The sequence below is a fragment of the Neorhizobium sp. T7_12 genome (assembly GCF_002968535.1).
In the GTDB taxonomy this organism is placed as follows: Bacteria; Pseudomonadota; Alphaproteobacteria; order Rhizobiales; family Rhizobiaceae; genus Neorhizobium; species Neorhizobium tomejilense.
On record NZ_PVBK01000009.1, the window covers coordinates 201,548 to 225,181 of the forward strand.

The window sequence follows — 23,634 nt, forward strand, 5'->3', positions numbered from 1 at the left end:
TTACACTATTACAGGTATGCGACAGGCATCGCCGCGCCGTCCATCTCTTGTCTGCGCGCGAAGCCTTCAAAGAAGCGAATGTCGGGGGAGGGCGGAGCCTGCCGCGGGTAAGCAAGTTCTCGATGCGGCAGCCTATGCCGAACAGCGCCTCAGCCACCGTCCTGTGTGCGTCAGTGGGCGAAAAAGATCGAAAACCGGCCGGTTCGGACCCATCTTGATCTCGGTGGGGTCATATCGACTTGGGCATTGCGCTCTGTGAATTTACGATGAACTCGCATATAAGGGCGGCGCATTCCTGATGATGCGTCTCAAGCAGAAGATGCGCCCCGTCGTAAATATGCATATCCAATCGGTTGAGCTCGCGGGCATAAGCCATTACCTCATCGAGCTCGAAATAGGGGTCGTGCCGCCCCCAGATTAGCAGCGCCGGCGGCTGATGGTCGCGATGATAGGCCGAAATCTCCGGAAAGCGGGCGACGTAGCGGCCATAGTCGCTGAAGATGCGAAACTGTATTTCGACCAGTCCGGGCCGGCTCATCCGTTCCCAGTCGAGATGCCAGCCTTCCGGCGCGAACTGCGGTTTGAGCCTATCCGGAATGTCGCCGACATATGTGTGCCGCACCCCTTCGAAATTCAGCCATTCGGGCAGGTTCGCGCGGTTCTCCAGGGTAGGTTCCGCCCAATAGGCTTTGCTGGCCTCCCAAACTGGACCGAGGCCTTCCTCATGGGCATTGCCGTTCTGAATGATGAGCCCAAGCACCCGGTCGGGTCGCGCCAGCGCCAGATAGTAGGCGACCGGCGCCCCGAAATCGTGGATGTAGAGGAAGAACCGCTCCAACCCGATCTCCCTTGTTAAGGCATCGACCGTCCGCGCCATGGCGTCGAACGTGTATTCGTAGTCGTCGGGTGCCTCCGTGAAACCGAAGCCGGGCAGATCGGGCGCAACGACCCGCGCGACGCTCGCCAAGGGGCTGATGACGTCGCGGAAACTGTAGGATGAACTGGGTTGGCCATGGAGCAGCAGCACGCCGGGCGCATCGCGTCGCCCCGCCTCGCGATAGAACAGGTTGACCCCATCTACTGTGACCGTCTGATGCTTGGCCTTTTGCACGTCAAGCATGTGACCTCCTCGTTTTTCTGACCCACATGTCAACATTCAAGGAGTGAATTGGTTCACCTGAAAAATCCTGCCGGCCGCCCCGTCTTGACCGTGTCTGGCTGGATCGGGGCATCTCCGACCAGCGCTCCAAGGTGGAGCGTTGCCATTTATCATCTGGCGCGCCACATTGCCGCCACCGCTATAGGAGGAGTTCCATGCATACCGGAAGTGCCAAAGCAGGCCAGAACCTTGCCGGACGCAGGGAATGGATCGGGGTCTGCGTGCTCTCGATTGCCTGCCTCATCTATTCGATGGATCTGTCCATCCTGTTCCTGGCCATTCCCGCGATCGTCGCCGACCTCGACCCGTCGGCCTCCGAACTCCTCTGGATCAACGACATCTACGGCTTCATGGTTGCCGGCTTCCTGGTTACGATGGGCACGCTGGGAGATCGGATCGGTCGTCGCCGCGTGCTGCTGATCGGAGCAGCCGCCTTCGGCGTCGCCTCGGCGCTTGCGGCTTTTTCTACCACCGCGCAACAGCTCATCGTGTCGCGGGCGCTTCTCGGCATTGCCGGAGCGACGATCGCACCCTCAACTTTGTCGTTGATCGTCAACCTGTTCAGCAACGAGGCGGAGCGTAACCGCGCCATCGGCATCTGGGGCACGGCTTTCGCCCTGGGTGGCCTGATCGGGCCGCTTCTGGGCGGCTTTCTGCTACAATATTTCCACTGGGGGGCGGTATTTCTCATCAACATCCCGGTCATGCTCATCCTGCTGATAGCAGCTCCCATCCTGCTGCCGGAATACAAGAGCGCGGACGGCGCCAGGCTTGACCTCCTGAGCGTACTGCTGTCGCTCGCCACCGTGCTGCCAATCATCTATGGCTTCAAGCACGTGGCGGCAGACGGTTTTGACATTCGTCATCTGCTTCCCATCGGCGGCGGGCTCATTGTCGGCTGGCTGTTAGTGCGCCGTCAGAAAACCCTGCCGGATCCCCTGATCGATCTGAAGCTCTTTGCTCTGCCCGCCTTCACGGCCTCGCTTCTGGTAAACCTTGCCGGGATGTTCTTCGTGTTCGGCGTCTTTCTTTACCAGAACCTGTTCCTCCAGTTCGTGCTTGGCCTCACACCGCTCGAAGCGGCTCTCTGGTCGGTTCCCTCATCGATCGTCTTCACAGTCATGTCCTTGCAAGCCTATCGGTTCACCAACCGTTTCGGCCCGGTCCGTACCGTATTGCTGGGCCTGCTGATAAACTCTGCGGGCATGTTTCTGATGTCGATCGCCGCCTATTGCGAAAGCCTGTTCGGGGTTCTCGGCGCAACCATGGTGATCGCCGTCGGTTTCGTGCCGGTCGTGCTGACGACAACCGGCCTGATCGTCGGAAGCGCGCCGCCGGAAAAGTCGGGCTCCGCCTCGGCGATTTCAGAGACAAGTGCCGAATTCGGTGGCGCGCTGGGCATCGCATTGCTCGGCAGCCTCGGCACCTTGATCTATCGCATGCTGATGGACGGGGTGAATGTTGGAGGCCTCGATGCCGCTGAGAGGGCAGCGGTGAAAACGACGATCGGTGGTGCGGTCGAAACCGCAAGGGCTCTTCAGGAGAGCGTCGTGCCGGCCTGGCTTGACGCGGCCCGCCAGTCTTTCTCAACAGGCTTTGCCAGCTGTTGCCTAGTTGGGATGGTGACGCTGCTCGTGCTCGCGGTCATCGCCCGAAAGATCTATGCCCGCGCAAATATCGACGAGCAGGCCGTTGCGTCTGCTCATTGAGAAAAAAGGTCATCACATCGCCGAGCCGATGGGTTGCTGATCCCGTCATCGAAAGTCAGCTGAGAACTTACGTTCGAGCGCGCTCGCCTGCTGCATCCCAGCGGATGTCTGGCGCCGAATAGTGCCGCTACCCTTGCCGACTGAAAGCGCTGCTGGCGAGAGCCCACGGCCTCTGATTTTCTAGCAGGCCAAAGAGAGCTTTGAAGGCAGGCTAGCGAAAGTCGACACTGCAATGGTCTCGATAAGGGCAAGTATTGCATCCCTACCGGTGGCGCAGCACAAGCTCAGGCTGAAGCGGACTTCGCCTTGACCCGCACGCTGCGGGTATCTTCATATCCGACGCTGCTCTACATCGATGGCACCAGCGTTCACCAGCTTCCCGCCACCGGTACGCCATTGGCCACGCTGAACGGCATCCTTGACGAACTGCTCGCGGAAAAACAGGCGGCCACAGCGACAGAACCGCCTTCAATATTGGCCACCCTCACTGGAGCCGAAAGGTAGCCATAACTAGCCCTTGTATTGCCGGCGAAAGCCAATCGGGGTGCGGTCCGTTTCACGCTTGAAGAACTTGGCGAAGTTGGTTGCTTCCTCGAAGCCCAGGCCCTCGGCGATAAGGTAAATGGGCCGGTCGGTGTGAACGAGGAGCCGTTTTGCCTCAAGGGCAATACGAGCCGTGATGACGCTCTTGGCGCTCTGGCCGGTGGCCTCCAACGCCGCTCGCGTCAGGCTTTTCTCCGTACAGCCCAGAGCCGACGCATAGGCGGATACCTGATGCCAGCCAGCATAGTTCTGCTCGACCAACCGGCGAAACTTGGCGAAACGCTGCACAGCCAAGCTCCCCGCGTCGGCACCGCCCACCTGCCGGTCCTGCAGAATTGTCAGGCGTAAAAGCAGTGCGCAAAGCTGGTATCGCAGCAGGGCGTGGACATCCTTGGCCATCGCGTCGATCGCCACATCCAGCTGCATCCTGGTGATGATCTCGCTGACGGCATGAAAGTCCGCGGTCGACAGCGACAAATGATCCGGCAGCCGGTCCAGACCGAGAGCCGGCAACAGATCGGCGGCCGTCTGCGCTTCTGATGGCAGGAATTCGGCCCGGAACAGCACCATCCATCCATCCCACCCTTCATCACTGCCAAAGCTGTGAACCTGCCCTGGCCTGAGCACGAGGAGGGATCCGGCTGAGCAGGTGACCGGCTGAAAGTCCACCAGCTGGGTCACCGCACCATCGGTGACGCAGATCAGGGTGTGAAAGGTATAGTGGTACAGCGCCAGGATTTCCGCGCGGGCGACCCGGCGCCGCAAGTCAGTGAAGCGGAAGACCTCGACGTCGAGCTCGCGACCCCGCGGACGGTACGCGAGTTGATCCACCTTTGATGCGTTCCTTGCCATGTTTCGCCCTCCTCAATCAGCAGCGATGTCCATTAAGTATCAGATTTTGGCCCGTATGCACCACGACAGCATGGCACATCGCCCGTTATTACCACTCCATGAATGGCGCGGTTTCTCCGCGGCAGGTTTAACATCGGCAATGAAAGATAGAAAATGACCAATATCGATATCGCACAGAGCTACATCGAAGCCGTCCAGACCAACGATCAGGCCACGCTTGGCAGCCTGCTTTCCCCGCAGGTTATCTGGCATCAGCCGGGCGCCAACCAGTTCTCGGGCACCAAGAATGGAATTGCCGAATTCGGCGCCATGATGGGTGCCATGATGGCCAGGTCTGGCGGCAGTTTCGCCATCACCCATGCCCATCGCTATCTCGCTAACGGCAACCTGGTGGCCATTGAGATCGAGTTCGCCGGCCAACGTGAAGGCGCCCAGGTCAACCAGCCCGGTATTGATCTGCTGCGCATCGCCGACGGCAAGATCGTCGAAGTGTGGCTGTTCTCCTCGAACCCCGAGCAGGAAGACGCCTTCTGGGGCTGAAACGTCACCGAGCCACGGCGGCGGACCAAGGCGTCCCCGCCCATACCGTTTTTCCAAATTCCACGAGTTTTACGATGACCGCGAACAACAGGCAGCTCGTCTTGACCGCCTATCAGCGCATTTCGGTGATCTGGATATCTCGGTCGTAGAAGAACGCAGTGGACCTGGCCTGGGAAGAACTCAGGCGCATGCCGTGCGACAAGGGCGAGGGCACTTTTCTGCTCAGCTCCGCGCTAAAAGGGCACCGTGAGACGCTGCGCAATCGTCGAGAAACTAATGGTCAAGCACGGCCTGAAGCTTCGCTTCGAAGAAGTCATCTACCACGACGAGTTCCAGGTCAGGTACGCGATGTGAAGCGTGAGCCAAGCGTCCCGCCAGCCGCGCAGAGGCAGGCGGTACGCGAGCCCACAATAGCTACTTCAGGAAATCATCGGCTGCGACGACCTTGCCATAGGCGAAGCCAAGTGCCGCCATAAAGGCCGCGTGGACCTGGCCCGCCGGCACGATCATGCCGTTGAACTCGGCGTCGCGCGTGGCTGCGGCGTCTTGGACGACCGTTACGTTGTAGCCGTGGTCAGCGGCAGCTCGGGCGGTTGCGTCGATGCACATGTGCGTCATGGCGCCAACAATGATCACATCCGTGACACCCTCAGCATCGAGCTTGGCCTTGAGGTCAGTGTCCCGGAACGCGTTCGGATAATTCTTCACCACGACCTGCTCACCGTCGTTGGGACCGACTGCCGGAATGATCTCTGCGCCGGGAGAGCCGGCGACGAAGAATGGCGCGCCCTTGGGGCTCTCATGGCGCACGTGGATGACAGGCACACCCTTGGACCGGGCACGCTTGATCACCTCGGCCGCCTTTTTTACGGCGGCGTCAATACCAATCAGCGGCCAAGATCCCGAGGTGAGATAATCGTTCTGGAAATCGACGACAACGATTGCTTGCTTGTTCATGGAGTTCATCCTTTCGAAGCGTCTCTTATGGACGGCAACCAAAGATGACGCTATTGGCGGTAATGACAAAGAACGGGTTGGAAACGACATATGCCCGAAACCATCGACATCGGCTTGCTAGAGTACCCTGGCGCGCAGGAGGCCGCTCTACTCGGCCTTACAGACCTATTTGAGATCGCCAACCGCCCTGACCGACCGACCCTGAGAGTGACGAGATGGCGGATCGAGAGCGATTATCTGGTCCCTGCCGAACCGAGCGGCCACCCAAGCGTGGTCATCGTTCCTTCGGGCAAAGGGGGACCAGTCCCTCCCGAGGTCGCCCGCACTTTCGCAGCGGGTTTGCGACGACTGCATTCAGCCGGCACGATCTTGGCCTCAGTTTGCGTCGGCGCTTTCATTTTGGGCGAAACCGGCCTGTTGAACAGGCGGTCAGCCACCACTCATTGGGGCGCTGCTGAGGCATTCGTGGCGCGCTTCCCCGACGTCAATCTAGACGTCGACCGGCTGATTATCGATGACGGCGACATCATCACCGCTGGCGGCATGATGGCCTGGACGGATTTAGGGCTGAAGCTTGTCGATCGCTACCTCGGCCCCACGGCGATGATGGAGACCGCAAGCATACTGCTCATCGATCCTCCCGGCCGGGAACAGCGATATTACAGTACCTTTGTGCCTAGCCTGAACCACGGTGACACGGCGGTGCTCAGCGCGCAGCACTTGCTTCATGCGTCGTTCGCGGACGACATTACGCTCGCCGACCTGGCGAGCAAGTCGAGGCTCGAGGAAAGGACCTTCCTGCGCCGGTTCCGCAAGTCAACGGACATGACGGTCACCGGGTACCTCCAGCGGTTCCGCATGAACAAGGCACGCGAGTTGCTCCAGTTCGGCAAGTATCCCGTAGAAGTGATCGCCTGGCGCGTTGGGTACACGGATGCAAGCGCGTTCAGGAAGGTGTTTCAGAGGATCGTAGGTCTGTCGCCATCCGAGTACCGGCGCCGTTTCCGTGCGTAGTATCCGCTTTTGATGAAGGATAGGGGCCTGATGCACTATAGACCAGCCGCCGCTTAAGCAGCAGCTCCCGGTTTGGTCCGCCATCATTCCAGCCGGCCCAAAGCAGACGTTCTGGAATCGGCCCCATAAAAGACCTTCCGAGCGTTACTTGGGTGCGGCCAATCCGGGAGCAAGGTGATGCCGAACCTTGGCGCGGCCTCGCGGAGACGCTCGATCTCCTCAGGCGTCGGCGGTCCTACGTCTTCGTTCGGTTGCAGTTGGTGGCCACCCTCCTCGAGAAAGCGTTCAAATAGTGCGGGGGTCCCGATCAAGATGTATCTGCAAGGATTGCCGCTCATGTTCGTAAGCTGGTGTGGAATGCCGCGGGGCAGGAAGATGCTCTCGCCCGAAGTCAGGCGTCGAGGCTGGCTATCGAGCACCGCAGTCAGTTCGCCTTCTATGACGTAAACCGTCTCGTCGTCCCTGGTGTGGACATGGATCGGTGTCTTCGTGTTTCCGTCACTCTTGTTCTCGAAGAGGCAGAACTGGCCGGCGGTCTGCTCTCCGGACAACAGGCACTTCATGACGATGCCTGCAAGAACGAACTCCTTGCTTTCGATGTCGCGCATTGTCTGCTCCTTCCTCGAACGAATCGCCCAGGCAAAGGGTTGAGGAAACCATTCGATGCCTGGAGGACCTTCAAGCCGCTTTTCGCGCTTGGTAGGCTTCGATGACCCCGCTGGCAGCTTCAGTGTCTTCTATCCAGGGGAAGAGATTCTGCGGCCTCGAGAAATTCCCGAAGAGCTTCTGGTCTGCGAACAGCCGATTGCGGCCGCATTCTCCCAGCACCGCGGCTGCCGGTTCCGTAAGCGGCTCCAGGAACATCTTGGTAAAAGCATATGCCCACCGACCGTGGAACTCCCACCAGGCCTCAGACACTCCGGTCATCCACGCGGCGTCGAAATGGTCGCGCCGGGCAATAACGGCATCAGCAACATACTTCGCCATGCGGTTGGCGTTGTTTGCTCCTTGTCCGGCGATAGGATCGAAGGTGATTGCGGTGTCTCCGAGCGGCATGAGCAGGCCTCCGGACGGCAGGAGGCCGAAAGCTTGGCGCACGGTCGGCGTGACACGCCCAACGAGCCAAGCGTGTTCGTCTCCATCAAGGAATCTCATGTCCTTGACTGCATCCCAATCCCAAAATGCATGTGCCTGGAGCAAGCTGCGAGAGATGTTGACCACCTCCTCGCCGGATTTGGCCTCGGTGAAACGGTCAAGGCAGGATCCAGGCTTTGCTTCCCACAGAACGCACCAGGTCGGACCGGCGGTCTTGTGGGTGTACGGCCCGAAGAAGACTTCCCCAGCGTCACCGTATATATTGAATTTCACCGGAACGAAGTCGACGAAATCATCCCAGCCTCGCACCCCGCTGACAATCGCCATTGCGAGGTGGCGTTGCGGCGCGTCATAGACACTCCTTCCCGGATCGCGCGGAACAAGGTCGGCCAGCTCGGATTGACCGGCTGCCAGTACGGTGAGATCGGAATGGGTCGCAATCTCGTCAATTCGTTCGGCCGTAACGGACTCGACAATCAGTCGCCCACCGCGACTCTCCAAGTCACTGAGCCAACGATGGATGCGCATCCGCATGTCGATGGCACCTCCGTACGATCCAAAGAAGCCGGCAACCATCATCCGTTCGGATCCTTCGATGGCCGGCTTCATGTGGACCAGCGCGCCGCTCGCGCCCAACATGTCCTGTGACCAGTAGTCCATGCCCAGCTCGCGTTCGACGTCGATCGTCTCGCCAAAGAGGAAGGCGTTTCCCGTTGGTTTCGAATGATTGAGCCACTGGTCGGGTGTGCGATCGGAATACACCGTCACTTCATATCCCTTGCGCAACAATGCGTAGGCGAAGATTAGACCGGCCGTGCCTGCGCCGATCACTGAGATTTTTGTCATCGTATCAATCTCCTGGTCGATTGGAGGCATGCGCGAAAACCGCGCTGTTCATGGCGTCGTGAGGACGATTCCCACGCGGGCGTTTTCTTCCGGGCTGGCATTCCAGTAGCCGTAACGCTTCGAAGCCTGAAGAAAGCGTTCGAACGGGTCGAACGGCCGGACCTGAGGACCGTCACGTACCGGCGAACCTACTTCTTGGAAGAAGCGCCCGATCCTGTCGGTGCTGACGATGAGCATGATGGCCGGTTCGCCTGTCTGGTTGCGAAAAGCGTGCATGGCTCCGCCGGGCACGTGGAAGATGTCGCCCGGCCGGACCTCAATCCATTCGAAACCGTCTGCGGAATGGCTGAGTCCTTCCACGACACCGAAAATCATCATGAACGTCTCCGGGTCAGCATGAGAGTGAAGCGGCACCGAAACATGCGGCGGGATCGTGCCCCGCATGATGCACGGTTCTCCATCCCGCGGCTGTGTCAGGTATTCCACTGTCGGGCCGAAGACCTCGAAAGCCTCAATGTCTTCGCGCCTGATAACGTGCGCAACAGGTTCTATCGATGTAGTCTCACGCATTTCATCGCTCCTCGTTGAGTGGGACGTCCAGGCGTGTCCACGCGCCCACGAGTGGCGGCGGCATGATGCAGGCTGAATTCTCAGTGGCCTCGGCGCGCAATCGATCCGCGAGCGTATCGAGTTGCACCTCCTCGGACGAAGCAATCCCAAGCCGCTCCATGAACGGAAGCAGACTGCGCAAGGTTTCCGCGACATAGTCGTAGACGAAGGATTGCGGACCGCCTTCGACGCGCCCGGCAGCGATCATCTGCGGTGCCGGCAGTCCTGCTTCGAGAAAGGTCGTATGCAGCTTTGGCCCCATGTCCACCTCGAAGCCGCCGCGCTCGAAGGTTTCCAGAATCCAGCGCCTGCAGCGGCGGAACTCCGACCCGTCCGGGACGCTTCGCACCGAAGACATCGCCATTTCCTGAAATGCCACTATTCCGCCGGGCCGAAGGCGATCGGCGAGCCGCCGCAGCGTCGCCCCGGGATCCGGCAGATACATCATGATCAGACGGCCGATGATCGCGTCGAACTTCCTGTCCGGATCGAAATCTTCAAGTTTGGCGACGTCGAACCGAACCCAATGGCATTGCCCACCTTCCACCGCCCGCTTTTCGGCGATCTCGATGGCTTCCCTCGAGCGGTCGACGCCCAGCACCGCCCCAGAAGGCCCGACAATCTGGCCTGCAATCAGCGACACGTCGCCGACCCCGCAGCCCAGATCGAGTACCTGCATGCCACGCGCAAGCCCGGCTCGCCGCAGGAAATCTTCGGTGAGATCGCGAATGAACTCGGCCTGCAAGGCAAGCCGCCTGAGTTCGTGTTTCGAATAGCCCAGCGCATAGGAAGCCTCGTCATACGATCCAGGCCCGATGCCGTTTGGACGCCTATGATCAAGAAGAGCCTTCTGCATGGTTCCCTCCCGTGTTCGTTTTTGGTTGGCGAAAGCCACCGCCAACTCGGTGAGACAATGTCGCACGTGTCTGCTACGTCCCGATTTCAGCGGCGAGGAATGAGGGTTACAGCTGCAACAGCGGCGCTCTGCGCCCAAGTCCGCGTGAGACGGGAAGCAGTCGAACCTCATGCCCACGGGCCAACCGCATTAACCCGGCGCCTGCGGCACCATGACGATGTGGGGCGTCGAGGGACGCTGCCCGGGCGGCACGAAATCGGGAACGCTGCGATTGTCTTTCGGTAGCGAGCGGATGTAGCGATGCATCGCGCGCAGGTCGTCTTCCGCAAAAGCCTGCAGATTGAACCAAGGCATCGGTGGCCGCGTCTGCAGCGAGCGAGCATACCCCACCCATTCGTCTTCGGTCATTTTCGCGAGCAAACCGCGTAGATTGGAAGGGTAGGTGGTACCCCAGGGACCGCTAAATCCAATCGCATCTCCAACAAGCCAGTTTTCCTCCGGCACCTTGCCTGCAGTCGTAAGATATCCAGGGGTATGGCAATCGTTGCATCCGCCGATCTTCACGAGATAGCGACCGCGCTCGATGTCGGTTGATTGGGCCATGCCCTGAACCGACCCGACGATCGCAAGGCCGAGAAGCCCGTACAGAACGCGGCTCGTACCCAGTGTGGCGTAGCGGATCATCATCGGCTCCTTTCAAAGCGGTTGAATAGGCTACGGCTGGCCGACGTCGCGTTGCAGGCCGACACGTGGCGATCTTACGGAGACGCGGCTACCTGGTGATTTCAGCGAGAGGCAGTTGCGTTACGGATGTAACGGCGGAAAGGGTTCGTCGCCGGTAGTGAGAACGTTGTTCAGGCGGGCAGTTGACGTGCGAGGCAATCGCCGAGCTCTCTCGAGAGCAGCGGCTTCTTCAGTACTTCGCGTATCCCTGCGGCCTGCAATCGCTTAGGCTTGAGGGTCCTGGTATATCCCGTCATCAGCACGACCGGGACGTCGGGACGGATGGTGTGTATGACACTTGCGAGCTCGGTGCCTCTCAACTCCGGCATGATCTCATCGGTGAGAATGAGATCGAAGCGTTCGGGATCGGCGCGGAATGCTGACAGCGCTGCCTTGCCATGTCCGAAGCCCACCGGCTCGTAGCCGAGCGCCGCGAGCATGTCTTCGCCGAGCAGCATGAGCGGCTCGTCGTTCTCGACGATCAGGATCGTCTCGCCGTGACCGTGCGGGACGGATCGGTCGTGGTCAGGCTCCGGGTGCACCGTCGCTTCGATTTGCGGGAGGTAAACGGAGAATGTCGCGCCTTGTCGGGGTTTGCTTTGCACATCGATGGCGCCGTGGTGCGCGGAGACGATTCCGTGAACGGTGGAAAGCCCCAGCCCAGTGCCCTGGCCGGCAGGCTTGGTGGTGAAGAATGGTTCGAAGATCCTTTCCATCGCTGCGGGGTCGATGCCGGAACCGCTATCCGAGACCTGTAGCAGGACATGGCGCCCGGCCTGCGTCGAGCCATGCGACAGCTCGCGTTCGTCCGGCATGAAGACGGTTTTCAGAACGACCCGGACCGCGCCGCTGCCGTTCATGGCCTGAGCGGCATTGGTCGCGAGGTTCACGACCACCTGTTGCAGCTCCGTTCCATCGCCCATGACGGCGGCATCGTGCACGGCCAAATCGACATGAAGGGATATGGTGGCGGGCAGCGACGCCCGCACGAGATCGACGGCCTCTGCCACGACGGTTCGCGCATCAAGGAGTTTTTGTTCGCGTTCGCGAAGGCGACCGAAAGCCAGGACTTGCTCGACGATATCCTGCGCCCGTTCGCCCGCCTTCATGATCTGCAGCACATATCTGCGTGCGCGCGAATCCTTAATCAGGATGGCCAGGGCCATTTCCCCGTAGCCGCGGATGGCACCCAGTATGTTGTTGAACTCATGGGCGATCCCGCCCGCCAGAGTTCCGATCGCCTCCAGCCGCTGCGAGCGATTGAGCCGCAGTTGCAGGTCTTCGCGCTCGGCCTCGCTGCGTTCACGGATCGTCGCATTGGCGAACACTTCAGCCACAGTACGAAAGAGCGCGACGTCGTCCTCCCTCCAGGCATGCGGGCGCTCGTGGAAAAGGAATACCGCACCCCGGCCTCTTGCGGCCATGTCTATTGGGATCGAGAGCAGGGACCGGATCCCAAGATGCGCCAGCGCCTCTTTCTCGTAGCCGTCAGGGAGTCTTGCGATGTCCGGAACATGAATGCTGGCTTGCGTTTCACGGCCATCCACGCGCCAGTTATGGATAAGTCGAGACAAGCTTTCGGTCCGGGCGATGCCGTCGGCAGGTTCGTGCTGAACGCCGTCGTATTCGTTCGGTTCAGGCAGAACGAGTTCGGCTCCAGTGATTTTCAGGTGAGATGCCAGATGCGCAAGCGCCCCCTGCGCTGCAGGCTCGATTTCACTGCGTGGCAAATTGATGAACCGGGTAGAGATCTCGGCGACTAGCCGCTCCAGTTCAAGCCTCGCCTTGAGCCGATCTCTGTTGGCGCGCAGCTGGACGAACAAGTAGGCGACATAGCCCATCAATACGACTGCGACGCCGTAAAGCAGGCTCATGAAAACGTTGGCTCGCCTGGTCGCGCGGGAATGCGCTTGGAGATAGGAGTCCTGGAGCAACCGTGCGGCACCGCCCAGCGGGGCAGACTGAATGTTGGCAACGAGACCGTCGACGCGCGGCAGTGTGCCAATGATGAGTCGGGCGTGGGAAATCAGCGAGTGGACGTCGCTTGTTGCTTGCGGCTCCACTGCACGACGCTCCAACGCATTGATCGAACTCGTGACTTCTTCCGCAAGATCCCGCTGGGGCGCGTTGATGAATCGAAGCATGGCTGCCGTCAGCATGCCGATCTCGCCCGCTACGCCCGCTTGTCCGTTTCGAGAGGTCAGGCGCTGGCTGAGGTGATTGAAATAGGACAACGAGTTCTGCAGCAATGCGTTGTCCGACTTGAAGGATTCGACGAGCGCCTCCTGCTCGGCGACCGCTCTGGCGACCTCGGCGGTCTTTTGCCGTATGTCGGAGCTGGCATTTCCAATCCAACCGTCGTCGGAGGGTAGGTCGGCCGCAGCCACCCGCAAGTTGTTCATCGACCCGACAAGTGGGTCATAGTTCGGCAACAGCCCCGCCCGTCCGAGCAGCACGTCCCTTTGAAGCTCGGCGTCATACAGGATGACCGATTGTAGCGCGTCCGCGCGTTCGTACCGCGGAGCATTGAGGGAAGTGCCTTGCGCCAGGAAATAGGTCAGGACAACGAGGAACACCACCAGTGTGGCGGCGAGGAACGGAAGTCGTCTCATGGCTTTCGCCCTTCGCCAAGACGCCGCCCACGGTACTCGCCCGTCAGCGTGTTCAGGAAACGAGTGATCGATGCGATGTCGTCTTGCGGCAATTCGCGACCCAGCTGCGCGCGCGCCATGATGCTGATCGCTTCCTCGAGCGAAGCGGTGCGGCCGTTGTGGAAATAGGGCGCCGTGAGCGCGACATTGCGAAGGCTGGGAACCCGGAACACATGACGATCTTGCTCCAGGCCCGTGACGGTAAAGCGGCCAAGATCACTGTCATCTTCGCTCGCGCGATCCGCGAAAGGATCGGCAAAGACGCCGAACCGCTGGAACAGGTTTCCGCCCACATTCGCCCCCTGGTGGCAGGCGATACAGCCATATTCCTTGAAGAGCTCGTAGCCGCGCAGTTCCTCGGAGGTGAGCACACCCTTTTGGCCCATAAGATGCCGGTCGAAACGCGCGTTGACAGTGATGAGGGAGCGCTGGAAGGTGGCCAGTGCGTCGAGGACGCTGTCCTTTGTGGGGGCGGAACTGTAAGCAGCCGCAAATCTCCGGAGATAGCCAGCATCGCCCTGCAGTCTTCGAAGCAGTTCATTCCAGCTCGCGCCCATCACGTCGGGATCGAGCAGGGCAGCCTCGTTCTGCTCCTCGATCCTGCGGAACTCGCCGCGCCAGTTCAGGCGAAAATTGCGCGAGACATTGAAGATCGTGGGGGCGTTGAAATCCAGCAGTTTGCCCTCGGCCCCGGCGGGACGCTCGAGGCCGTCGTCTCCTCCGGCGGTTAGGTCGTGGCAAGACGCGCAGGCGGCCGTCCCGTCACCCGACAGACGCGCGTCGTGAAAGAGCAACTCGCCCAGCGACACCCTGGCGGCATCCCTTGCCTCCGAGGGCTGTAGGGGCGCGATGGGTTCTCCGGCATCCTGCGCGGTCTGGCCGAGCGCCGCCATCGGCGGCCATGGCATCAAAGCGGTGACGCAAAGAAGCAAGAGTCCGGCACCGGCCACGCCGATGGCCAGTGTTCTCATCGCCCGGTCGATTCGGGAGCCGGGCTGCAACCAGGCGAGGTGCATGACCATTTCAACACGAAACCGCCAAAAATCGGCGCTTTAATGGTAAAAGCGGCGCGAGCGATCGGAGCAATCATCATGACCTCCTCCGCAGCGAGCCATGTGCTGATCGTTGATGACGATCCGGACATGCGCAATATGCTCGCCGAGTACCTGGAAGGAGAGAACTTCACCGTCAGCGCAGTTGCCGACGGGCAGGCGATGGAATCGGTCCTGCGGGAAAAGCCGGTCGACCTGATTATCCTCGATATGAAGCTAGGAGGCGAGGACGGGCTCGATCTGATGCGTCGCCTCGGCAGTCCTCCCGAAGCTCCGATCATCGTCGTCACCGGACACCGCCGCGAGGAAACGGACAGGATCGTCGGTCTCGAACTCGGAGCCGATGACTATCTGACGAAGCCCTTCAGCCCCCGTGAACTGCTGGCGCGCATGAGAGCGGTGCTACGCCGTTCCGCCGCCGCTCAGCAGCGCCTGCGCAGCAACGAGCGCCGGGTCCGCTACTGGTTCGCCGGCTGGCATTTGGACATGCGGATGCGCCGCCTCGTTTCTCCAGAAGGAAAGCCGGTTCCGCTGACCGCGGGCGAGCTCAATCTGCTGACGGCATTCCTGCGTTCTCCGCAGCAGATGCTCACGCGTGACCAATTGCTGAGCGCCAGCCGCGTGCACGACGAGGAGGTTTTCGACCGCAGCATCGACGTGCAGATTCTGCGTTTGCGCCGCAAGTTGGAGCAGGATCCCAGCGACCCGAAGCTGATCGTCACAGAGCGTGGAGCAGGCTATTTGTTCACGACCCCCGTAACAATCTCCTAGCTAGGCGTGAGCTTTCATTGGGTTGGTCCATCCGGTCTCGACCGGGAAGCTGAGGTTGTCGAAGCTTCAGTGGTTCTCGGAGGACCGGATGAAAGTCCATAAGAATGCCCGGCTGACGCCACGCGATCGAGAGCCAAATGTTATGCAGGTCGAGAGCGGACAGACGCTCCAGGCGGTTGCGAAGACCGCAGGCGTCTGCCCGCGAACGGTCCGCAAATGGCTCGACCGGTATCGCCGCGAAGGATCGGCGGGATTGCCGCCCCCACAGATGTGGGCTCAGCCGGGCGGCATGGATTGTGCCACCGATCATTTGATCGCCGGTTGTCGGCCGTCGGAATTCGGTTCGCTACTTCATCGACATCAGGTTGGTGATCAGACATGGCTTGATTTCAAATACTGGCGCGGGAACCTCGGAACAGCCGATATCTCTCAGCTGTTCGGGGGACAAATGCGCGATTGCCCGACGTCTTGTGATGGTCAGTTGCCAGGTTATGAGAACCCGGATTACAGCCACTGTGGTTTTCAGCGCGAATCCAGGCGGGCGCACTCTCGACAACTTACGGCTGCTGCGGGTTTCGGTGTGAGGCATTTCGGCCTCCCATTTTTCCAGATCAGGGGCATATTCTTGGGGGTGGACGGCAGAACGCCTATTCCACTCCGTTTTTACACCTTACGGCTTGCGGCCGATTACGCCGCCGCTGGCGGCGGGCGCGTCGAACCAGACCGTCTCGACGTGCCTAAATCCGGCTTCCTCGATCCATGCCGAATATTCGGCCGGCGTGTAGTTTGGTCCTCCTTCCGTCTCGATCAGCATGTTGAGGCTCATCAGCGCGGCCGGCACTGGCCCGGTCTTTTCGTCATCGACAAGAAGCTCGCTGATGACGACTGCACCGCCGCTCGGCAAAGCCTCGAAGGACCGGCGCAGCAGGGCGCGGTTCGTCGCCTCGTCCCAGTCGTGCAGGATCATCGACAAAAGATGTACGTCATGCCCGTCCGGAAGACCATCGAAGAAACTGCCGCCGACGGTATCCACGCGGTCGGCCAAGCCGGCCTCGGCAACCTTGCCTGCTGCGATCTCGGCGACATGCGGCAGGTCGAACACGGTCGCACAAAGCTCGTTATATTGCTTGCAGAGCTCGATGTCGTAGGCGCCCGATCCGCCGCCGATGTCCAGGAGGCGGCGGAAATGACCGAGATCCACCGCTTCGCCGAGCTTGCGCGCACTCATCGTGGACATCGAATGCATCGCTTCCCAGAAGTACGCCAGCATTGTCGGGTCCTCGCCGTCGAACAGCGAGGATTGTACCTCCGGGTCCCACGTGGTTGGCCGGTTCGTTCGCAGCGCTTCGGTAAGTTTGCCCCAGCCCGCGTAGAGCCGCTTGTCGGCCATCTGCACGAAGCCACCGAAGTAGTTCGGTTTCCCGCGCACTAGATAGGCTTCGCTTAACGGCGTATTGCGATAGCGGCCGTCCGTTTTCTCCAGAAGCCCGAGTGCAGCGCAGCCGGTCAACAGCATCTCGGCCGGGCGTGGATGTAGACCGAGCGCTTGCGCCAGCTCGCCGGCAGTCGCGCCCGGGCCGCCCGCAAGGCGGCTGAAGAGGTCCAGCTCGTGCGCAGCGGCCAGGGTCTTGAAGGCCCAGAACCCGGTCGAAAGCGCCATCAGCGGGACGGCGGAAGGAAGCTCCGGCGTAGCAATCGGCTGGACGTTCGTATGCTTGGCCGGACGTGCTGCCTGCGAAAATTGACTGACCATGATCACCTCTTTTTCAGAGCATGTCACAGCCGCAACCGGCTGGCTTGTGGCCATCCATTCGGCGAACTGTGGCTCCTGTCTGCTCAGGTGCGAATCTGGGCGCGCAGGGCTACGCTACGATTTCAGAAGGAGAAAATTTGGTTACGGTTGAAACTTATATCATTTGGCCGGAGCCGGCTGACTTGCGCAGCAATTCTGCGCCGTAGGGTGCGCCGCTGGTCAAGTTTCGACCGGGGGTGTATAGTCTTCAGGCGTGCAGGTTCAGTCCTATGGCGCCGTTCCTAACGCGGGTATCCGTTGTGGTCGTTGTTGTCTGTGACAAGAATGGAGAGGAATTGTTATGGCACATTTTCACGTGATCGCGGGAGGCGCCAGGAAGGCGGCCTATCCCACCGTGCGGCGCATCAATGTGGCGGATGTCTTCACCTCGCTGCGTCAGGGGTTGGATGATTTCTGGACCAAGCCGTCGCACTACGTCTTTCTTTGTCTGATCTACCCTATGGCCGGTGTGGTCCTGGCGTATTGGACATCCGGTGCCAATGCGCTGCCGCTGCTGTTTCCGCTGATGTCAGGCTTTGCCCTGATCGGTCCGATAGCGGCGCTGGGCCTTTATGAAATCAGTCGTCGGCGGGAGCTTGGCCTTGACACCTCCTGGCAGCATGCGCTCGAAATCAGGCATTCCCCGGCGGTCCCGGCAATCCTTGCCATCGGCCTTATGCTGGCGGTGATTTTTATCCTGTGGCTTCTGACGGCGCAGTCGCTCTATGTCAGCCTGTTCGGGCCGGAACGGCCGGAATCGCTGTTGATTTTCGTCAACGAGGTGTTTGCGACGAGCAGGGGTTGGCAGCTGATCCTCTACGGCATTGCCGTCGGCTTCCTCTTCGCTCTGGCCGTGCTTTGCACCACAGTCATTGCATTTCCGCTGCTTCTTGATCGCGACACCGGTGCGGCGGCCGCGGTTTATACTTCGATGAAAGCCTTCGCGGTCAATCCCATGGAATTCATGCTCTGGGGTCTCGTCGTGGCGGTGCTTCTGGTCGTCGGCTTTGCGATGTTCTTTGCGGGTCTGGCTATCGTGATCCCCGTACTTGGGCACGCGACCTGGCATCTGTATCGCAAGGTCGTTGAACCGGAATCCGTCTCGGGGAGCGGCACCGGTCGGTAGGTCGGAAAACCGGCTTCGGCACTGCCCGTCAGGGACCAGTGCCGAAGAAGGCGAGGCGGGTGAAGATCGTATAGTCCGCTTCCGATACCATCAGCGCGACGAAAACCAGCACCAGCAGCGGCGGCAGCAGGATGGCGTAGACGAGCGCCAGCCGTTCCCAAGCCATGTGCATGAAGACCGCAACGATCAGCCCGGCCTTCGCCAGCATGAACAGCAGGATCAGTGTCCATCTGAGATAGCCCTGGAGGCCGAGATAATCGACCATGTAGGAAAAGGCGCTGAGTACGAAGAGCAGGCCCCAGACGAAGAGGTAGAGCCGGATCGGATGCTGCTGCCCGGTTTGGAGCTGCTGTCCAGATTGGATGTGTGCATGCGCCGTTGTCTCGTTCATGACGACCTCACCACAGATAGAAGAATGCGAAGATGAAGACCCAGACCAGATCGACGAAGTGCCAGTAGAGGCCCATGATCTCGACGGCCTCGTAGCGGCCTCTCCGGCTGGTGAAGAAACCGCGCCGTTCCTGGTCGAAATCGCCCCGCCAGACCTTGCGGGCGACGATGAGGAGGAAGATGACGCCGATCGTGACATGGGTGCCGTGAAAGCCGGTGATCATGAAGAAGGTGGATCCGAACTGTGCCGCCCCCCAGGGGTTTTCCCAGGGCCGCACGCCTTCGGTGATCAGCTTCGTCCATTCGAAGGCCTGCATGCCGACGAAGCCTGCCCCGAGGAGCGCCGTCAATAGCATCAGCATTGCGGTCCTGTGGCGTTCCCGGCGATAGCCGAAATTGACCGCCATCGCCATGGTGCCGCTGCTCGAGATCAGCACGAAGGTCATGATCGCGATCAGGATCAGCGGCACGTCCTGGCCGCCGATATGCAGCGCGAAGACCTCGCTCGGATTGGGCCATGCGACCGGCGTCGACATGCGGGCGGTCATGTAGGCAATCAGGAAACAGCCGAAGACGAAGGTGTCGCTCAAGAGAAAGATCCACATCATCGCCTTGCCCCAGGAGGCGGTCTTGAAGGCGCGTTGATCCGACGCGAAATCGGCGGCGACACCGCGCAGGCCCGCCGGCCTGAGGTCTGGCTCGCCATGTGTCCCGATAGTCTGTGCCATCTGCAAATCTCCTGGTTGAGCTCCCTTGGTTCGGCCCCTAGGTCAGCAATGTGCGGCAGAGATCGAAGAAGTCATTCGCCCAGCCGGCAAAGAGCGCAAAGAGCAGGAGCCAGACGGCGAGCATGAAATGCGAATAGATGGCGGAAAGATCGATGCTGAGGCGCAGCCTGTCCGGCTGAACGTCGCTCGCGAATGCCCTGACCGTCGTGTGAGCGAGCACGGCGAGCCCGCCGAGGATATGCAGGCCGTGCAGGCCGGTGAGCATGTAGAAGAAGCTGTTGGCGGGATTGTCGGCCAGCACATAGCCGGCCGCCGTCAGTTCCCGCCATGCCTGGACCTGTCCGACGAGAAAGAAGAGGGCAAGCGCAAATGCGGCGGCAAGCACCGGCCGCAGGCTCTCCATGTGGCCGTGCCCCGCTTCTCTTCTCGCCCATTGCAGCGCGACACTGCTTAAGGCCAGTGCTGCGGTGTTGACCCAGAGCAGCCGGGGAACCGGTGTGCCCCACCAGTCCGTCGATGCCATGCGCATGAAATAGGCGCTGACGGCAAGACTGAAGAGTGCGCCGACGACGCCGAGAAACACGAAGAGGCCGATTTTCACCGCCGGTACGGGCGGCTGTTGCCGATCGGTGCCGTGATGATCCGGCAGCTGCACGGACCCGGTTTCGAGCCAGGGTTTCGAGGCCAGCCGCTGTCCGGAAAGCCACCAGACGATGATGGCGGCGATAACGGCAAGGAAGATCAGCGTGACGCTCATGCCGGAACCTCCCGTGTAACGCCGCCATCTGCCGGCACGGTCTGCGGAATGAAGTCCTCGGCCGCTCCCGGCACGCTGTAGTCATAGGCCCAGCGGTAGACTACCGGCAGCTCCTTGCCCCAGTTGCCGTGGGCAGGCGGCGTCTGCGGCGTCTGCCATTCCAGCGTCGTTGCCCGCCATGGATTGCCGCCTGCCTCCCTGCCGCGGAAAAGGCTCCAGACCAGATTGAACAGGAAAACCATCTGCGCGGCCCCGACGATCAGCGCCATCACCGTTATGAAGATGTTCAGCGTGTGGGCCGAAGGCGGAACGAAGGCCGTCTCTCCCATCTCGAAGTAGCGGCGCGGCACGCCGAGCAGGCCGAGGTAATGCATCGGGAAGAAGATCGCATAGGTGCCGAGGAAGGTGGTCCAGAAGTGGATCTGGCCGAGCGTCTCGTTCAGCATGCGTCCCGTCACCTTCGGATACCAGTGACAGATCGCCCCGAAGATGACGAGGATCGGCGCCACGCCCATGACCATGTGGAAATGCGCGACGACGAACATGGTATCCGACAGTGGCACGTCGACGACGACATTGCCGAGGAACAGGCCCGTCAGGCCACCATTGACGAAGGTGACGATGAAGGCGAGCGCAAAGAGCATCGGCAGCGTCAGGTGGATATCGCCGCGCCATAGCGTCAGCACCCAATTGTAGACCTTGATCGCCGTCGGGACGGCGATGATCAAGGTCGTGGTGGCGAAGAAGAAGCCGAAGGCCGGGTTCATGCCGCTGACATACATATGGTGCGCCCAGACGATAAAGCTGAGCGCGCCGATGACGACGATCGCCCAGACCATCATGCGATAACCGAAGATGTTCTTGCGCGCATGCGTGCTGATCAGGTCGGAGACGATGCCGAAGGCCGGCAGTGCGACGATATAGACCTCCGGATGGCCGAAGAACCAGAACAGGTGCTGGAACAGGATCGGGCTGCCGCCGCCATGTTGCAGCTGCTCGCCCATTTCGACAATGGCAGGCATGAAGAAGCTCGTGCCGAGCAGGCGGTCGAACAGCATCATGACGCAGGCGACGAACAGGGCAGGGAAAGCGAGCAGCGCCATCACGGTGGCGGTGAAGATGCCCCAGACGGTGAGCGGCATGCGCATCAGCGTCATGCCGCGCGCGCGTCCCTGCAGCACCGTCACCACATAGTTCAGGCCACCCATGGTGAAGCCGATGATGAAGACGATCAGCGAGGAGAGCATGAGGAGGATGCCCCAGTCCTTGCCGCCGGGCGTACCTGACAGGACGGCCTGCGGGGGATAGAGCGTCCAGCCGGCACCTGTCGGGCCGCCGGGGGCGAAAAAGCCCGCGGCCAGGATCAGTACGGCCAGCAGGTAGATCCAGTAGCTCAGCATGTTCGCATAAGGGAACACCATGTCTCGCGCGCCGACCATCAGCGGAATGAGGTAATTGCCGAAGCCGCCGAGAAACAGCGCGGTCAGGAGATAGATCACCATGATCATGCCGTGCATGGTGATGAACTGATAATAGTGATCGGCATCGATGAAGGCGAAATAGCCGGGAAAGGCAAGCTGCAGACGCATCAGCCAGGAGAGCACCAGCGCCACGAGGCCGATCGCGATGGCGGTCAGCGAATATTGCACGGCGATGATCTTGGCATCCTGGCTGAATACATATTTCGTCCACCAGCTTTTCGGATGATAAAGCTCGACATCCTCGACCTCGGCGGAGGGGATGGCGCCTGCGCTGCCGGATGGAATCTCGACCATGATGTCTCTTCCCTTTCCTTCCGATGCTGCCTGAAACCGTTTCACCGGTTCAGTTTGCCGGTCGCGGCTCTCCCGATGCCATAAGCTGGGTGAATGTCTGCTGCTGCCCGAGCCAGGTCTGATAGTCCGCCGCTTCCTCGACGACGACGGTCCCGCGCATTTGCGCATGGCCGATGCCGCAGAGCTCGGCACAGAGAATCTCGAAGCTTCCCGTCCGTGTCGGCGTGAACCAGAAATAGGTGATCATGCCGGGGATCATGTCCATCTTGGCGCGGAATTCCGGCACATAGAAATCGTGGAGGACATCGACGGAGCGCAGCAATATGCGCACCGGCTTGCCGACCGGCAGATGCAGCTCGCCGCCCTCGATGATCACGTCGTCGAGGCCGCTTGCGTCGTTCTTGTTCAGGCCGAGCGGATTTTCGGGGCTGACGTCGCGCGTCTCCGCACGGCCGAGCTTTCCGTCCGCGCCCGGCAGGCGGAAACTCCACAGCCACTGCTGGCTGACGACCTCGACCGGTACGGCATCGTCAGGCACCGTGATGAACTGGTTCCACACCACGAGGCCGGGCGCCAGCATCGCCGCGACGCCGACTGCCGTTCCCGATGCCAACAGCCATTCCAGCCTGCGGTTTTCAGGCTCATAGGCCGCCTGGCTGCCTGGCTTGTGCCGGAAGCGGAAGACGCAATAGGCCATGAACGAAACCACCGCCACGAAGACGATGCCGGTGATCCAGAAGGTGATGACGAGTGTGCTGTCGATATAGGTCCAGTTGGACGCGATCGGCGTCCACCACCACGGGCTCAGCACATGGAACAGCACGGAGCCGACGACAATCAGGACGAGAATCAGCACAACAGCCATTTCCGCCCCTCCCTGAGCAGGTCGACCGTGAAACCACATTCTGCAGAAATACCGGGTTATTATCGCACGAATGGAAAAGATGGGCAATTACTGCAATTTAGGCATGTCCACCCGGTCGTCTCTCAGACTGTCACTGGGAATATTGCTTGAGATAGGCGATGAGATTGGTAATCTCCTGCTCGTCCTTCACACCGACGAAGGCCATCTTGGTGCCCTTCACCTTCGCTTTTGGATTGTGCAGATAGTCGCGCAACGCCGCCTCGTCCCAGACAAGACCGCCGTCTCCGGCCGCCTTCATCCCGGTCGAATAGGCGAAATTGGGATGCGTTCCGGCCTTTCGGCCGAACAGCTTGTTCAGCGACGGACCGACCTTGTTCGTATCGGAATCGACGACATGACAGGTCGCGCATTTCTTGAAAACGGTGGCGCCCGCCGTCGCGTCACCTTCCTGAGCTAGGGCATCAAGCGACGAAACGGCGACGATGGACGCGCCGATCAACAGAACAACACGATAGGTCATGGCAAACCTCATCCTCCTCAAGGTTGCCCAATTGCCACATCATCCGCCGTCATCTTCGCGCGGATATGTTTGCGATCACTAAAAGAGTAGTCCTCCGGGTTGGCAAGTCAACCGGCCCCACAAGAGGTTCGCGGATCATATCTGGCTCAATGGCCCTTTGAGGATGCGATCAAGAAAGCCTGGACCTGTGACGGCTGGAAGCCCCGAGGGGTCCGCGCCGTCTGCCAGGAGGCCTTCAACGCGGGACCGACACGCAGTGCAGCATGAGATCAATCAGCGCTCTATGTGAGTAGATAGACAAGGA

General features: G+C 60.5%; 23 protein-coding genes and 1 pseudogene. 7 read left to right on the plus strand and 17 right to left on the minus strand.

The window, feature by feature from the left end; translation table 11 throughout:
• Positions 1-229 precede the first annotated feature (229 nt).
• Positions 230-1,120 carry an alpha/beta fold hydrolase gene (locus C5J26_RS19890; RefSeq protein ID WP_105403340.1) on the minus strand — a complete coding sequence of 297 codons (891 nt, stop codon included), beginning with the start codon at positions 1,118-1,120 and terminating at the stop codon, positions 230-232.
• A 194-nt stretch (positions 1,121-1,314) separates the two neighbouring features.
• Between C5J26_RS19890 and C5J26_RS19895 the strand changes: the two genes are divergently transcribed.
• Both C5J26_RS19895 and C5J26_RS19900 read left to right on the plus strand, forming a co-directional pair.
• Positions 1,315-2,868 carry an MFS transporter gene (locus C5J26_RS19895; protein WP_105403341.1) on the plus strand — a complete coding sequence of 518 codons (1,554 nt, stop codon included), beginning with the start codon at positions 1,315-1,317 and terminating at the stop codon, positions 2,866-2,868.
• A 306-nt stretch (positions 2,869-3,174) separates the two neighbouring features.
• Entirely contained in the window at positions 3,175-3,372 is a 198-nt protein-coding gene (locus C5J26_RS19900; protein ID WP_105403342.1) for a hypothetical protein, read from the plus strand.
• Positions 3,373-3,378: 6 nt separating this feature from the next.
• On the opposite strand, the gene C5J26_RS19905 is transcribed toward C5J26_RS19900, so the two are convergent.
• Positions 3,379-4,263, minus strand: a complete 885-nt coding sequence (locus C5J26_RS19905) for a helix-turn-helix domain-containing protein (protein ID WP_105403343.1) — start codon at positions 4,261-4,263, stop codon at positions 3,379-3,381.
• Positions 4,264-4,416: 153 nt separating this feature from the next.
• Here C5J26_RS19905 and C5J26_RS19910 point away from each other — a divergent pair, with 153 nt between their 5' ends.
• Positions 4,417-4,803: a nuclear transport factor 2 family protein gene (locus tag C5J26_RS19910; protein ID WP_105403344.1), complete on the plus strand. Its 387-nt coding sequence runs from the start codon at positions 4,417-4,419 to the stop codon at positions 4,801-4,803.
• A gap of 414 nt (positions 4,804-5,217) precedes the next feature.
• Here the strand turns inward: C5J26_RS19910 and C5J26_RS19915 are convergent, their stop codons facing one another.
• Positions 5,218-5,760 (minus strand): cysteine hydrolase family protein, encoded by a 543-nt coding sequence (locus tag C5J26_RS19915; protein WP_105403345.1) that lies wholly within the window; start codon positions 5,758-5,760, stop codon positions 5,218-5,220.
• 90 nt (positions 5,761-5,850) lie between these two features.
• Here C5J26_RS19915 and C5J26_RS19920 point away from each other — a divergent pair, with 90 nt between their 5' ends.
• On the plus strand, positions 5,851-6,774 hold the full coding sequence (locus tag C5J26_RS19920) for a GlxA family transcriptional regulator (protein ID WP_105403346.1): 924 nt from the start codon (positions 5,851-5,853) through the stop codon (positions 6,772-6,774).
• An 83-nt stretch (positions 6,775-6,857) separates the two neighbouring features.
• On the opposite strand, the gene C5J26_RS19925 is transcribed toward C5J26_RS19920, so the two are convergent.
• The 7 genes from C5J26_RS19925 to C5J26_RS19955 form a co-directional block, all read right to left on the minus strand.
• On the minus strand, positions 6,858-7,382 hold the full coding sequence (locus C5J26_RS19925) for a cupin domain-containing protein (protein ID WP_105403347.1): 525 nt from the start codon (positions 7,380-7,382) through the stop codon (positions 6,858-6,860).
• A 70-nt stretch (positions 7,383-7,452) separates the two neighbouring features.
• Positions 7,453-8,715: a styrene monooxygenase/indole monooxygenase family protein gene (locus tag C5J26_RS19930; RefSeq protein ID WP_172745955.1), complete on the minus strand. Its 1,263-nt coding sequence runs from the start codon at positions 8,713-8,715 to the stop codon at positions 7,453-7,455.
• 48 nt (positions 8,716-8,763) lie between these two features.
• Complete coding sequence (locus tag C5J26_RS19935; protein WP_206051204.1) at positions 8,764-9,159, minus strand: cupin domain-containing protein; 396 nt, start codon at positions 9,157-9,159, stop codon at positions 8,764-8,766.
• A gap of 127 nt (positions 9,160-9,286) precedes the next feature.
• Positions 9,287-10,180: a trans-aconitate 2-methyltransferase gene (locus C5J26_RS19940; protein ID WP_172745940.1), complete on the minus strand. Its 894-nt coding sequence runs from the start codon at positions 10,178-10,180 to the stop codon at positions 9,287-9,289.
• Between the two features lie 189 nt (positions 10,181-10,369).
• A complete protein-coding gene (locus tag C5J26_RS19945; RefSeq protein ID WP_206051205.1) occupies positions 10,370-10,867 on the minus strand; it encodes a hypothetical protein in 498 nt (165 codons plus the stop codon).
• Positions 10,868-11,034: 167 nt separating this feature from the next.
• Positions 11,035-13,515 carry a two-component system VirA-like sensor kinase gene (locus C5J26_RS19950; RefSeq protein WP_105403351.1) on the minus strand — a complete coding sequence of 827 codons (2,481 nt, stop codon included), beginning with the start codon at positions 13,513-13,515 and terminating at the stop codon, positions 11,035-11,037.
• Positions 13,512-14,570 carry a cytochrome-c peroxidase gene (locus C5J26_RS19955; protein ID WP_172745942.1) on the minus strand — a complete coding sequence of 353 codons (1,059 nt, stop codon included), beginning with the start codon at positions 14,568-14,570 and terminating at the stop codon, positions 13,512-13,514. Before C5J26_RS19955 ends, C5J26_RS19950 begins: the two co-directional genes overlap by 4 nt.
• Before the next feature lie 75 nt (positions 14,571-14,645).
• On the opposite strand from C5J26_RS19955, the gene C5J26_RS19960 reads away from it, so the two are divergent.
• The gene (locus tag C5J26_RS19960; protein WP_105403386.1) at positions 14,646-15,377 is read left to right on the plus strand and encodes a response regulator; all 732 of its coding nucleotides are present in this window, start codon (positions 14,646-14,648) and stop codon (positions 15,375-15,377) included.
• 88 nt (positions 15,378-15,465) lie between these two features.
• Positions 15,466-15,624, plus strand: a pseudogene (locus tag C5J26_RS33550) (helix-turn-helix domain-containing protein); the annotation flags it as partial.
• Between the two features lie 423 nt (positions 15,625-16,047).
• On the opposite strand, the gene C5J26_RS19975 reads toward C5J26_RS33550, so the two are convergent.
• Positions 16,048-17,130: a methyltransferase gene (locus C5J26_RS19975; RefSeq protein WP_206051206.1), complete on the minus strand. Its 1,083-nt coding sequence runs from the start codon at positions 17,128-17,130 to the stop codon at positions 16,048-16,050.
• A gap of 340 nt (positions 17,131-17,470) precedes the next feature.
• Between C5J26_RS19975 and C5J26_RS19980 the strand changes: the two genes are divergently transcribed.
• Entirely contained in the window at positions 17,471-18,295 is an 825-nt protein-coding gene (locus tag C5J26_RS19980; RefSeq protein WP_105403354.1) for a DUF2189 domain-containing protein, read from the plus strand.
• Between the two features lie 28 nt (positions 18,296-18,323).
• Here C5J26_RS19980 and C5J26_RS19985 read toward each other — a convergent pair whose 3' ends face one another.
• From C5J26_RS19985 to C5J26_RS20010, 6 genes are all read right to left on the minus strand, one after another.
• A complete protein-coding gene (locus tag C5J26_RS19985) occupies positions 18,324-18,686 on the minus strand; it encodes a cytochrome C oxidase subunit IV family protein (RefSeq protein WP_105403355.1) in 363 nt (120 codons plus the stop codon).
• A gap of 7 nt (positions 18,687-18,693) precedes the next feature.
• Complete coding sequence (locus tag C5J26_RS19990) at positions 18,694-19,413, minus strand: heme-copper oxidase subunit III family protein (RefSeq protein WP_105403356.1); 720 nt, start codon at positions 19,411-19,413, stop codon at positions 18,694-18,696.
• A 37-nt stretch (positions 19,414-19,450) separates the two neighbouring features.
• Entirely contained in the window at positions 19,451-20,170 is a 720-nt protein-coding gene (locus tag C5J26_RS19995) for a cytochrome c oxidase subunit 3 (RefSeq protein WP_105403357.1), read from the minus strand.
• Complete coding sequence (locus tag C5J26_RS20000) at positions 20,167-21,945, minus strand: cytochrome c oxidase subunit I (RefSeq protein ID WP_105403358.1); 1,779 nt, start codon at positions 21,943-21,945, stop codon at positions 20,167-20,169. Before C5J26_RS20000 ends, C5J26_RS19995 begins: the two co-directional genes overlap by 4 nt.
• A gap of 49 nt (positions 21,946-21,994) precedes the next feature.
• Positions 21,995-22,810 carry a cytochrome c oxidase subunit II gene (locus C5J26_RS20005; RefSeq protein WP_105403359.1) on the minus strand — a complete coding sequence of 272 codons (816 nt, stop codon included), beginning with the start codon at positions 22,808-22,810 and terminating at the stop codon, positions 21,995-21,997.
• Positions 22,811-22,940: 130 nt separating this feature from the next.
• A complete protein-coding gene (locus C5J26_RS20010; RefSeq protein ID WP_105403360.1) occupies positions 22,941-23,330 on the minus strand; it encodes a cytochrome c family protein in 390 nt (129 codons plus the stop codon).
• Positions 23,331-23,634: the final 304 nt, after the last annotated feature.

Excerpts from the sequence above, each read along its gene's own strand:
- C5J26_RS19990 (WP_105403356.1), bottom strand. The coding sequence starts at position 19,413 with ATGGCACAGACTATCGGGACACATGGCGAGCCAGACCTCAGGCCGGCG.
- C5J26_RS19955 (WP_172745942.1), bottom strand. The coding sequence starts at position 14,570 with ATGCACCTCGCCTGGTTGCAGCCCGGCTCCCGAATCGACCGGGCGATG.
- C5J26_RS19925 (WP_105403347.1), bottom strand. The coding sequence starts at position 7,382 with ATGCGCGACATCGAAAGCAAGGAGTTCGTTCTTGCAGGCATCGTCATG.
- C5J26_RS19930 (WP_172745955.1), bottom strand. The coding sequence starts at position 8,715 with ATGACAAAAATCTCAGTGATCGGCGCAGGCACGGCCGGTCTAATCTTC.
- C5J26_RS19905 (WP_105403343.1), bottom strand. The coding sequence starts at position 4,263 with ATGGCAAGGAACGCATCAAAGGTGGATCAACTCGCGTACCGTCCGCGG.
- C5J26_RS20005 (WP_105403359.1), bottom strand. The coding sequence starts at position 22,810 with ATGGCTGTTGTGCTGATTCTCGTCCTGATTGTCGTCGGCTCCGTGCTG.
- C5J26_RS19940 (WP_172745940.1), bottom strand. The coding sequence starts at position 10,180 with ATGCAGAAGGCTCTTCTTGATCATAGGCGTCCAAACGGCATCGGGCCT.
- C5J26_RS19995 (WP_105403357.1), bottom strand. The coding sequence starts at position 20,170 with ATGAGCGTCACGCTGATCTTCCTTGCCGTTATCGCCGCCATCATCGTC.
- C5J26_RS19895 (WP_105403341.1), top strand. The coding sequence starts at position 1,315 with ATGCATACCGGAAGTGCCAAAGCAGGCCAGAACCTTGCCGGACGCAGG.
- C5J26_RS19890 (WP_105403340.1), bottom strand. The coding sequence starts at position 1,120 with ATGCTTGACGTGCAAAAGGCCAAGCATCAGACGGTCACAGTAGATGGG.
- C5J26_RS19960 (WP_105403386.1), top strand. The coding sequence starts at position 14,646 with ATGACCTCCTCCGCAGCGAGCCATGTGCTGATCGTTGATGACGATCCG.
- C5J26_RS19945 (WP_206051205.1), bottom strand. The coding sequence starts at position 10,867 with ATGATGATCCGCTACGCCACACTGGGTACGAGCCGCGTTCTGTACGGG.
- C5J26_RS19980 (WP_105403354.1), top strand. The coding sequence starts at position 17,471 with ATGGCACATTTTCACGTGATCGCGGGAGGCGCCAGGAAGGCGGCCTAT.
- C5J26_RS19920 (WP_105403346.1), top strand. The coding sequence starts at position 5,851 with ATGCCCGAAACCATCGACATCGGCTTGCTAGAGTACCCTGGCGCGCAG.
- C5J26_RS20010 (WP_105403360.1), bottom strand. The coding sequence starts at position 23,330 with ATGACCTATCGTGTTGTTCTGTTGATCGGCGCGTCCATCGTCGCCGTT.
- C5J26_RS19985 (WP_105403355.1), bottom strand. The coding sequence starts at position 18,686 with ATGAACGAGACAACGGCGCATGCACACATCCAATCTGGACAGCAGCTC.
- C5J26_RS19910 (WP_105403344.1), top strand. The coding sequence starts at position 4,417 with ATGACCAATATCGATATCGCACAGAGCTACATCGAAGCCGTCCAGACC.
- C5J26_RS19950 (WP_105403351.1), bottom strand. The coding sequence starts at position 13,515 with ATGAGACGACTTCCGTTCCTCGCCGCCACACTGGTGGTGTTCCTCGTT.
- C5J26_RS19935 (WP_206051204.1), bottom strand. The coding sequence starts at position 9,159 with ATGCGGGGCACGATCCCGCCGCATGTTTCGGTGCCGCTTCACTCTCAT.
- C5J26_RS20000 (WP_105403358.1), bottom strand. The coding sequence starts at position 21,945 with ATGGTCGAGATTCCATCCGGCAGCGCAGGCGCCATCCCCTCCGCCGAG.
- C5J26_RS19915 (WP_105403345.1), bottom strand. The coding sequence starts at position 5,760 with ATGAACAAGCAAGCAATCGTTGTCGTCGATTTCCAGAACGATTATCTC.
- C5J26_RS19975 (WP_206051206.1), bottom strand. The coding sequence starts at position 17,130 with ATGGTCAGTCAATTTTCGCAGGCAGCACGTCCGGCCAAGCATACGAAC.